Origin of the sequence: Salipiger abyssi, assembly GCF_001975705.1 — a bacterium.
Taxonomy (GTDB): domain Bacteria; phylum Pseudomonadota; class Alphaproteobacteria; order Rhodobacterales; family Rhodobacteraceae; genus Salipiger; species Salipiger abyssi.
The window spans coordinates 3232501-3243859 of record NZ_CP015093.1; the positions used below are offsets into that span (position 1 = coordinate 3232501).

Annotated in this window: 2 protein-coding genes, 2 rRNA genes and 1 pseudogene (1 of these 5 cut by a window edge); all 5 read left to right on the forward strand. The window is 62.2% G+C overall.

The window, feature by feature from the left end:
* A 23S ribosomal RNA gene (locus Ga0080574_RS19340) occupies positions 1-2447 on the forward strand; it begins 1104 nt to the left of the window's first position.
* A 190-nt stretch (positions 2448-2637) separates the two neighbouring features.
* Positions 2638-2752, forward strand: a 5S ribosomal RNA gene (gene rrf, locus Ga0080574_RS19345).
* A gap of 288 nt (positions 2753-3040) precedes the next feature.
* The gene (locus Ga0080574_RS26570) at positions 3041-6706 is read left to right on the forward strand and encodes a hypothetical protein (RefSeq protein WP_076703417.1); all 3666 of its coding nucleotides are present in this window, start codon (positions 3041-3043) and stop codon (positions 6704-6706) included.
* A gap of 190 nt (positions 6707-6896) precedes the next feature.
* Positions 6897-9914: pseudogene (locus Ga0080574_RS19355) on the forward strand (calcium-binding protein); the annotation flags it as partial.
* 62 nt (positions 9915-9976) lie between these two features.
* Positions 9977-11305 carry a calcium-binding protein gene (locus Ga0080574_RS19360; RefSeq protein ID WP_503647076.1) on the forward strand — a complete coding sequence of 443 codons (1329 nt, stop codon included), beginning with the start codon at positions 9977-9979 and terminating at the stop codon, positions 11303-11305.
* Positions 11306-11359 lie beyond the last annotated feature (54 nt).

Genomic DNA, 11359 nt, shown 5'->3' on the forward strand with positions numbered 1-11359 from the left:
GAGACGGTGCAGTTCAAGGTGAGCGTGCCGCTGCGGTAAGTGACGCGGTCGGAACGACGCACCAAAACGGCCTCAAGTAGCCGATAGGCGGTAGGCCAAACATAAAAACGATGACACTCCGACACGGAGTGTCGGGTTGTCATCAGTGTCCAGTCTTGTGACGGCGTACCTTTTGTATAATGGGTCATCGACTTGGTCTATCTAGCAAGCTTAAGCCGGTAGGTGTAGGCGCAGCGAAAGCGAGTCTTAATAGGGCGTCGAGTTAGATGGATCAGACCCGAAACCGAGTGATCTAGGCATGACCAGGATGAAGGTAAGGTAACACTTACTGGAGGTCCGAACCCACACCTGTTGAAAAAGGTCGGGATGAGTTGTGCCTAGGGGTGAAAGGCCAATCAAACTCGGAGATAGCTGGTTCTCCGCGAAATCTATTTAGGTAGAGCGTCATCCGAATACCCCGGGGGGTAGAGCACTGGATGGGTAATGGGGCCCCACAGGCTTACTGATCCTAACCAAACTCCGAATACCCGGGAGTACTAGATGGCAGACACACAGCGGATGCTAACGTCCGTTGTGGAGAGGGAAACAACCCTGACCTACAGCTAAGGCCCCCAATTCATGGCTAAGTGGGAAAGCAGGTGGGACGACCAAAACAACCAGGAGGTTGGCTTAGAAGCAGCCATCCTTTAAAGATAGCGTAACAGCTCACTGGTCTAATCAAGTTGTCCTGCGGCGAAGATGTAACGGGGCTCAAGCCATGAGCCGAAGCTTAGGATGCCGTAAGGCATGGTAGCGGAGCGTAGTGTGACATAGCACTTGTCTTTATTATCGCCCTTCGGTCGTTGAGCACGTGTGCTCAAGTAGCCGATAGGCGGTAGCACAAGACAAAGTGCTTTCTGTGAAGCCGGGCTGTAAGGCATCCGGTGGAGAGATCACTAGCGAGAATGATGACATGAGTAGCGACAAGGAGTGTGAGAGACACTCCCGCCGAAAGTCCAAGGGTTCCTGCTTAAAGCTAATCTGAGCAGGGTAAGCCGGCCCCTAAGGCGAGGCCGAAAGGCGTAGTCGATGGGAACCAGGTTAATATTCCTGGGCCAGGAGATGGTGACGGATTGCGAAGATTGTTCGACCTTATCGGATTGGTCGGGCCGTTCAGCAGTCCCTGGAAATAGCCCTCCATGAGACCGTACCCTAAACCGACACAGGTGGACTGGTAGAGAATACCAAGGCGCTTGAGAGAACGATGTTGAAGGAACTCGGCAAAATACCTCCGTAAGTTCGCGAGAAGGAGGCCCAGTTTCTAGGCAACTAGTGGCTGGGGGCACAAACCAGGGGGTGGCGACTGTTTACTAAAAACACAGGGCTCTGCGAAGTCGCAAGACGACGTATAGGGTCTGACGCCTGCCCGGTGCCTGAAGGTTAAAAGGAGGAGTGAGAGCTCTGAATTGAAGCCCGGGTAAACGGCGGCCGTAACTATAACGGTCCTAAGGTAGCGAAATTCCTTGTCGGGTAAGTTCCGACCTGCACGAATGGCGTAACGACTTCCCCGCTGTCTCCAACATCGACTCAGCGAAATTGAATTGCCTGTCAAGATGCAGGCTTCCCGCGGTTAGACGGAAAGACCCCGTGCACCTTTACTACAGCTTCGCACTGGCATCAGGATTGTGATGTGCAGGATAGGTGGTAGGCTTCGAAGCAGGGACGCCAGTCTCTGTGGAGCCGAAAGATGAGATACCACCCTTCGCACTCTTGATGTCTAACCGCGGTCCCTCATCGGGATCCGGGACCCTGCGTGGCGGGTAGTTTGACTGGGGCGGTCGCCTCCTAAAGCGTAACGGAGGCGCGCGAAGGTTGGCTCAGAGCGGTCGGAAATCGCTCGTTGAGTGCAATGGCAGAAGCCAGCCTGACTGCAAGACTGACAAGTCGAGCAGAGTCGAAAGACGGCCATAGTGATCCGGTGGTCCCAAGTGGGAGGGCCATCGCTCAACGGATAAAAGGTACGCCGGGGATAACAGGCTGATACTGCCCAAGAGTCCATATCGACGGCAGTGTTTGGCACCTCGATGTCGGCTCATCTCATCCTGGGGCTGGAGCAGGTCCCAAGGGTACGGCTGTTCGCCGTTTAAAGAGGTACGTGAGCTGGGTTTAGAACGTCGTGAGACAGTTCGGTCCCTATCTGCCGTGGGTGTAGGATACTTGAGAGGAGTTGCCCCTAGTACGAGAGGACCGGGGTGAACGATCCACTGGTGGACCAGTTGTCGTGCCAACGGCAGTGCTGGGTAGCTATGATCGGACAGGATAACCGCTGAAGGCATCTAAGCGGGAAGCCCCCCTCAAAACAAGGTATCCCTGAGGGCCGTGGTAGACCACCACGTCGATAGGCCGGAGATGTAAGCATGGTAACATGTTCAGTTGACCGGTACTAATGGCCCGATAGGCTTGATTTGATCCAGTAACAGACAGGCTCACACCTATCTGAAAACTGGTCAGAAGCATACACACCAATAAAGTGTGACTTGGACAACGTGATTTGATCGCTGCGCCTGAAATGGATAGGTGCGGGAACGCGTTATCGTCTGCGACGAAACGCTGCCTCCCGCAAATACCAAATCGCGTAGCGATTTGGTATTTCCTCGGTTTGGTGGTCATAGCGCGAGCAAAACACCCGGTCCCATTCCGAACCCGGCCGTTAAGTGCCGTTGCGCCAATGGTACTGCGACTCAAGTCGTGGGAGAGTAGGTCACCGCCAAACCTAGTAAATACCAAATGTCTCTCTAATCGATGAAAACGAGAACCCAACAAAAGCGCCCATAGGGCGCTTTTTGCGTTCAAAAAGCAGACTAAGCCAAAAAACATACGCAAAAACGCACTCATACCGACGCACCGTCAGGGGGGGGGACGAAATTTCCTCGCGCTTTGCTTTACGTGACGTAAGTCGGTTATGGGGTAGAGAGCGGGCCTTCATATTATTAGGCTACGTCGCGTAATGCCGATTTTTCAGTCGGTACGACAAAAACTGACTAATATAACGGACCATTTTATGCCGGAACTTGAGCTCTCGCCCCTCACCACGGATTTTACCTATAACCCATGGCAGGGGGGGCCGACGCGGGTTCCGCTTTACCGCGATGTGGCCGCCTTGCCGGAGGGCGGATTCGTGTCGCTCTGGAGCACGGATGCCGGCGTTTACGCGCGGTTTCACGATACCGAAGGGCAGGCCGAGGATGGCGGCGTCGTGGTCTCGGGCGCGGGCTCGGCCCGGGTCGATGCCGAGGTGCTGGCCGATGGCACGGTCGCTGCGTTCTGGATGACCGATGGCGAGCTGCGGGTGCAGCGTTTCGACACGGACGGTACATTGATCGGCGCATCGGTTTTGCTGGCCGAAGACGATCCGAACTATCCGAGCCAGGATCTCAATTCGCTCCATGCCAGCGCTCTCGCGGATGGCGGCTATGCGGTGAGCTGGCGGTTGGGAAATAACTTTGACGCCAATCTGGCCTTTTTCGATGCCGATGGCACCGCACGCGGGGCCAGTATCGAGATCGACAACCGCGACGCGCTCGACGCCAACGAGTCGGCCGGGCAGGGCCGGGTGCTCGATATGGTCGAGATGACCGACGGTACGCTGGCGGTGCTGTTCCGCGGAGACGGCCGGGACAATACGGTCGACAGTTTCACCACATTTTCCGATCTTTATGTGCAGCGCTTCAATGCCGATGGCAGCGCGGTCGACGATCCGTTTCGCCTGACCGACGCTCCGGGCACCGAGCTGCGCGGCCAGATCGCGCAGCTCGCCGATGGCAACCTGGCCACCGCCTGGCAGACGGGGAACGGCATCTTTGCCCAGGTGGTCACCGCCGACGGCACGGCGGTCAGCGCGCCGGTGCTGCTCGACGACCCCGAAGACTTCGGTAGCCACTATACCAACGGGATCGTCGCGCTGGAAAACGGCGGTTTCGCGGTGACCTATTTCGAAGGCGTCGTGGGGGACGATCCGGTCTATGCCCGGGTTCTTGATGCCTCGGGCGCGCTTCAGGGGGAGGCGCGACTCGTCGGCAGTCAGACCGACCTTGTCGACGACGCGCCGCTGATCGCCATCGGCGAGGGGCGTTACGTGCTTGGTGCCCAGGCCGATAGCGACGGGTTCGAGGTGCTTCAGCTCAATACGCAGGCCGAAGGCACCGTCGTCATCCCCGCGAGCATGGTTCTGCGTGAGGATACACCGCTGGATCCATCGGCTCTGGACCTGTCGGGGATCACCGATGCAAACGGGCTGGGCGAGATCGAGGATTACTCCGTCACCTGGTTGTTCTACGATGAGAACGGCACGTTCCTGTCGTCGCAACCGGCGTTTCCGGGCGGCGGCCAGGCCTATGCTCCGGGAGATATCTATGTCGGTGCTTCGGTCGCCGCCGAGGTGACCTTTGCCGATGCCGCTGGCAATCTGGAGACCGTCTCTTCCCTTCCGACCGGGGCGATCGAGGCGGTGAACGACGCGCCGGATGTGGCGCTGTTCCGTATATTCAGCGAGGAGCGGGTGTATACCTCACCGGGGTATTCCGTTCATCGGACGATCTATACCGATACCGTCTCGCCGGAAGAGGACGCCTATCCCGAACTGGAGGTGTCGCTGACCGGATCGATGGGGATCTATGATGCCGACGGCATCGGCGACGCGGCGGATATGAGCTATCAGTGGATGCGTGACGGTGTGGCGATTTCCGGGGCCACCGAAAGTACCTACCTCCCGGTGCAGGCGGATGTCGGGCACCGCATTACGGCCCAGGTGACCTATGTGGACGGTCAGGGCTTTACCGAAACCGTGACCACGCAGCAGACCGGCGAGGTGACGAATACGCCCGACCCTCTCACGGGCCGCGCGACCTACTTCGGCACGACGGTGCAGTACGGGACCGTCAGCGTCGATGCGTCGGGCCTGGCCGACGAGGACGGCATCGCCTCTGTCACCTATGCATGGCGTCTGGGAAACAGCGTCTTTGAAAGCGAAACAGGGTCCAGCCTCACAGTGACGGAGCAGCATCATGTGGGCTTGGATCTCTTTGCCCTGATTGGGGTGACCGACAATTTCGGTGATACCGAGACGTATCGGCTGTTCATCGGGCCCATCGTCAATGATGACGATCCGACCACAGGCGCGCCCACGATCACCGGGCTCGCGCAGCAGGACGAAACCCTTGTCGCGAATACCAGCGGGATCGAGGATATCGACGGGATCGGTTTCTTCACCTACCAGTGGCTGCGCGATGGCGCCGAGATCGCGGATGCGACGGACTCCACATATACGCTGGGGCAGGCAGATGTGGGACATGAGATCACGCTGCGGGTCCAGCACGTCGACCCCTATGGCGGGTGGGCCAGGCTGACCAGCGCCGCAACCGCCGCGGTGGCGAATGTGAACGATCCGGTGACCGGAACGGCCGAGCTCTTTGGGCCGCTTGTCGAGGATGCGGTGCTGAGCGTCGACACCTCGGAGCTCGCCGACGCGGATGGGCTGGGCGCGTTTTCCTATCAGTGGCTGCGCGACGACGACCCGATTGCCGGCGCGACGGGTCAGACCTACACGTTGGGCCAGCCCGATGTCGGCGCGGAAATGTCGGTTTTGGTGAGCTATACCGACGGCCAGGGCAGCGCAGAGCAGCTCCTTGTGGAGCCTGTCGATTATAATGTCGTGCAGAATGTGAATGATCCGGTCACCGGCGTGCCGGTCATTCAGGGGATCGCGCTCGAAGACGAGCTTCTGCGCGCGGATACGAGCGGCGTCGCAGATGAGGACGGTATCGGGTTGCTGGAATACCGGTGGTTCGCGGACGGCGTTCAGATTGGCGGTGCGACACTGTCCGAGTACCGCCCGCGTGAACATAGCATCGGCGCGCAGATCACCGTCCAGGTTACGGTCTACGATGCGTTCGGCAATTCCGAGCGTATCGAAAGCGTTGCAACCGACCCGATCGAGGCGCTGCCGCGTCTGCTGGTCGGCACCAATCTCAACGACGATCTCGTCGGGAATATGGGCAATGACACGCTGATCGGCGAAGAGGGCGACGACCGCCTTGTCGGCTTCGGGGGCGATGACAGTCTGGTTGGCGGTGATGGCACCGACACGCTGAACGGTGGCGACGGCAACGATACGATCGCCGGCGGAACGACAGCGCTGGATCTGCGCGATTTCATCTATGCCGGAAATGGCAACGATCTGGTCGATGCGGGGGCCGGCAACGATCTGGTCTATGCGGGGGCTGGCAACGACACCGTGACCGGCGGGCTGGGCGTCGACGAGATCATCGGTCAGCTCGGCGATGACGTGCTGACGGGCCAGGCATGGTCGGATGCGCTTTTCGGGGGCGATGGCGACGATTTCCTCAATGGCGGGTTCGGGTTCGACCGGCTGAACGGCGGCGCGGGGGCGGACAGGTTCTTCCATCTCGGTGCGGCCGGGCATGGCAGCGACTGGGTGCAGGATTACAGCGCCGCCGAGGGCGATTTGCTGCTCTATGGCGGTGTGGCAACGGCGGATGATTTCCTGATCCAGCGGGCGAATACCCCCGGCGCCGGCGATGCCGGCATCGAGGAGATTTTCGTCACTCATGTGCCGAGCGGCCAGATCCTCTGGGCGCTTGTCGATGGCGACGCGCAGTCCTCCATCCATCTTCAGAGCGGCGGTATCGTCTACGACCTGCTGGCGTGATCCGCCCGGCTCGGGGTTGGGCCGCAGACCTTGCGGCCGCAGCGCCGGGCGGTCGCCGGCCTTTTCGGCAATCGGGACCTCCGGCGCATAAAGCCGGGGCCCGGGACAGCGATTTCTTGCCCACGCGACGCGCGGCTGTCATGCTGCGAGGGGACAAGGGCAGGGCACAAGCAGGGATTTCAGGAGCGGCATGGCAGTCTTCAACGGAACGAGCGGCAACGATCCGCTGACAGGCACCGACGATCCCGATACGCTGAATGGCTTCGGCGGCAGCGACGAACTGGTTGGCAATGCGGGGAATGACCGGCTCGACGGCGGCGCGGGATCCGACCGTGTGGTGTATTTCCGTGAGACTGGGCCTTCCGGGATATTGGCGGATCTGGAGACGGGTCGGGTCACGGATACCTGGGGCGATACGGACACGCTGATCGGGATCGAATGGCTTTACGGCTCGGCGCTGAACGACACGATCCGGGGGTTCAGCAGCGGCAACGACCTGATTTTCGGCAATAGCGGCAACGATTCCATCGACGGGCGCGGCGGTGACGACGTGCTGATCGGCGACCAGGGCAACGATACGCTGCAGGGCGGGGCGGGCTCCGACCAGGCGGCCTATTTCTTCGAGACCGGGTCGCTGGGGATCTCGGTGAACCTGATCGCCGGCACGGCGACGGATACCTGGGGCCACACCGACACGCTGTTCAATATCGAGCGGATCATCGGGTCGGACCATGCCGACACGCTGCGCGGTTCGGCGGCGGCGGATTATTTCCACGGCCATGCCGGTGCGGACCTGCTGGAGACCTATAGCGGCGAGGATACGCTGGTCGGCGGCGCCGGGGCCGACACGCTGCGCGGCGGCGGCGGCGCCGACATGGTGGGCTATTTCCTGGAGGGCGGCGGCAGCGGGGTCACTGTCGATCTGCGCGCCGGCACCGCCACCGACAGCTGGGGCGACAGCGACACGCTGGAGGGGATCGAATACGTCCACGGCACCGATCACGGCGACACGCTGCTGGGCTCTGACGCGCATGGCGACCGGTTCTTCGGCTATGCCGGCGACGATTACATGGACGGTCGCGACGGCAACGATCTCTATTACACCGGCGCCGGCAACGACACGATCGTCGTCGGCGGCACCATCGCCGATGCCCGCGACACGATCGTGGTCAACGGGGCGGGGCACAACACCGTCATCGGCGGCGATTCCGAGGGCACGCAATACGGCCATCACATCGTCTTCACGCTGAACGAGGCGGTGACGGTCAACCTGGCCACCGGTCTGGCCAGCTCGGCCAGCATGACCACGGATTTCAGCGCGGCGCTGTATTTCCTCGAGGTCAACGGCACGATGCATGACGACCTCCTGGTCGGTGGCAACCCGCGCTTCGACTATCTGGAATGGTATACCGGCAACCAGGGCAACGACACGATCGACGGTGGCAGCGGCACCGCCGACACGGTGGTCTATCAGCCCGAGGAAGAGATCGGGTCGTATAATTTCGATCTCGGCCGGGTCGAATACGGCACCATGGGGGTGGTGGTGAACCTGGCCACCGGGGTGGCACGGGACACGTTCGGCGACACCGACACGCTGATCAATATCGACCATGTGCGCGGCACGCGCTTTGCCGACGCGATCACCGGCAGCGCCGAGGGCAATGCCTTCTGGGGTCTGCAGGGCAACGACACGTTCAACGGCGGTGCCGGCGAGGACACCGTGCATTACGGCGAGGATTACCTGCGCGGCGGCACCGCCGGGGTCACCGTCAATCTGTTCAACCAGACCGGCATCGACGGCTATGGCAACACCGACACGCTGATCAGCATCGAACATGTCCATGCCACCGCGCGCAACGATTTCCTGACCGGGGACAATGCCGGCAACCGGCTGTTCGGCGAGGAGGGCAACGACACGCTGGTGGGCCATGGCGGCCGGGATGTGCTGGTGGCGGGCGCCGGCAACGACGCGCTACGCGGCGGCGCCGAGCATGACGAGCTGGTGGGCGACGCGGGCAATGACACGCTAGATGGCGGCGAGGGCGACGATCTGGCGCGCTACCGCGACGACCCTGCCGGGATCTCGGCGGATCTGCTGACCGGGCGGGTCGCCGACGGTTATGGCGGCACCGACACGCTGATCAATATCGAGGGGATCCACGGCTCGGATCACGGCGACACGCTGTCGGGGGATGCCGGGGCGAACGAGTTTTCCGGCTTCGGCGGCAACGATCTGATCGAGAGCCGCACCGGGGCCGACACGCTGCTGGGCGGCGACGGGCGCGACACGCTGCGCGGCGGCGGCGGCAATGACGAGCTCTGGGGCCAGGCCGGCACCGACACGCTGGACGGCGGCGCCGGGGTCGATCTGGTACGCTATCGCGACAGCGCTGCGGGGGTTTCGGCGAGCCTGGCCACGGGCAGCGCGCAGGACGGGTTTGGCGGCACCGACACGCTGCTGAATATCGAGGGCATTCACGGCTCCGATCACGGCGACACGCTGACCGGCGATGCCGGCGACAACGAGCTGTCGGGCTTCGGCGGCAACGATCTGCTCGACGGCCAGGGCGGCGACGACACGCTGCTGGGCGGGGCGGGGCGCGACACGCTTCTGGGCGGCACCGGCGCCGACGAGATCTGGGGCGAGGCGGGCGACGACACGCTGGACGGGCGCGGCGGGTTCGACCTTGCGCGCTACGGCAACTCGGCCTCCGGGGTGACGGCGGATCTGGCGGCGGGCAGCGCGCAGGACGGGTTCGGCGGCACCGATGCGCTGAGCAATATCGAGGGTCTGCACGGCTCCGATCACGGCGACGTGCTGCGCGGCGACGCCGGCGGCAACGAGCTGTCGGGTTTTGCCGGCAACGACACGCTGCAAGGCCAGGGCGGCGCCGACACCATCCTCGGCGGCGACGGAAACGACAGCATCCAGGGCGGAGCCGGAAATGACACGATGCTCGGCGGTGCCGGCAACGATACGTTCGAGGGGGGCGAGGGGGCCGACCTCGTGCGTTATCGCGACAGCACCTTGTCGATTTCGGCCAATCTGGCGGCGGGCCGGGTGCAGGACGGGCTCGGCGGCACCGATACGCTCGTCAATGTCGAGAATGTCGATGGTTCGGATTTCGCGGACGACATGACCGGCGATGGCGCCGACAACCGGCTCTTCGGTTTTGACGGCAATGACACGATCTCCGGCAATGGCGGTTCCGACACGATCCTCGGGGCGCCGGGAATGACAGCCTGTCGGGCGGCGCCGGCAATGACCAGATCTGGGGTGAGGCGGGCAACGACACGATCGACGGCGGCGCCGGAACCGATCTGGTGCGCTACCGATATGCCAGTTCGGGGCTCGTGGTGGATCTGGTGCAGGGCACCGCCACCGGCGAAGGCACCGATATCCTCTCCAATGTGGAAAATGTAGACGGCTCCGATCAGGCCGATCTGTTCATCGGCTCCAGCGCGATCAACGTGTTTTCAGGCTTTGGCGGCGCCGACACCTTCATCAGCGGTGCCGGCAGCGATGTGCTCTCCGGACGCCAGGGCGGCGACCGCTACGAGTTTCGCGCCGGCGACGGGTCGGATGTGGTCAACGATCTTGGCGACGGCACAGGCACGGACCGTGTCGTGTTCCACGATTACACCGCTGACAACGCCACCATCGTGCGGCAGAATCCCGCGAACGAGGCGATCCTGATCCTGTTTGGCGACACCGGCGACATGGTGGTGCTGGCCAATACGCTGAACGCCGGGCACAGCGGCGCGATCGAGCAGATCGAATGGGCCGACGGCTCGGTTTGGAACCATGCGGATCTGATCGCGGCGATAGGCCAGCATGGCGAGGTGGAAGAGCCTCCGGTCAGCAGCGGCGGGCTGAACGAGACCGGCGATTCCGGTTCGAACCTCATGGAGGGCACGAGCTATGCCGACAGCCTGAGCGGCCTGCGCGGCAGCGATACGCTGATCGGGCTGGAGGGCAACGATACGCTGCGTGGCGGCGATGGCAGCGATACGGTCAATGGCGGCACCGGCGACGACGTGCTCTTTGGCGGCGACAGCGAGGACGATCTGCGCGATGTCATCTATGGCGGTGCCGGCGACGATGCCCTGGACGGCGGCTATGGCAATGACGAGCTGCGCGGGGATGCCGGCAACGACACGATCGTGGGCGGTTACGGGGTCGATGAAATTATCGGCGGCGCGGGCAATGATCAGTTGACGGGCCAGGCCTGGTCGGATCTCATCCTGGGCGGCGATGGCGACGATTTCATCAATGGCGGGTTCGGTTTCGACCGCGTGAATGGCGGCGCCGGCGCCGACCAGTTCTATCACTTGGGCGTGTTGGGGCACGGTTCGGACTGGATCCAGGACTACAATGCCGCCGAAGGCGACCGTCTGGTCTATGGTGGCGGCGTGGCCACCGCGGACGATTTCCTGATCCAGCGTGCCAGCACCGGTGGCGCCGGCGATGCGGCCGTACAGGAAATCTTTATCACCCATATCCCAAGCGGCAATCTGCTCTGGGCGCTGGTCGATGGCGATGCCCAATCGGAGATAAACGTGGTGATCGGCGGAGTGGAATACGATCTGCTGGTCTGATAGCTTCTCTGCGTGGGAGATTCTCCCGCGCATTTCCTCAATGTCGTTACCGGA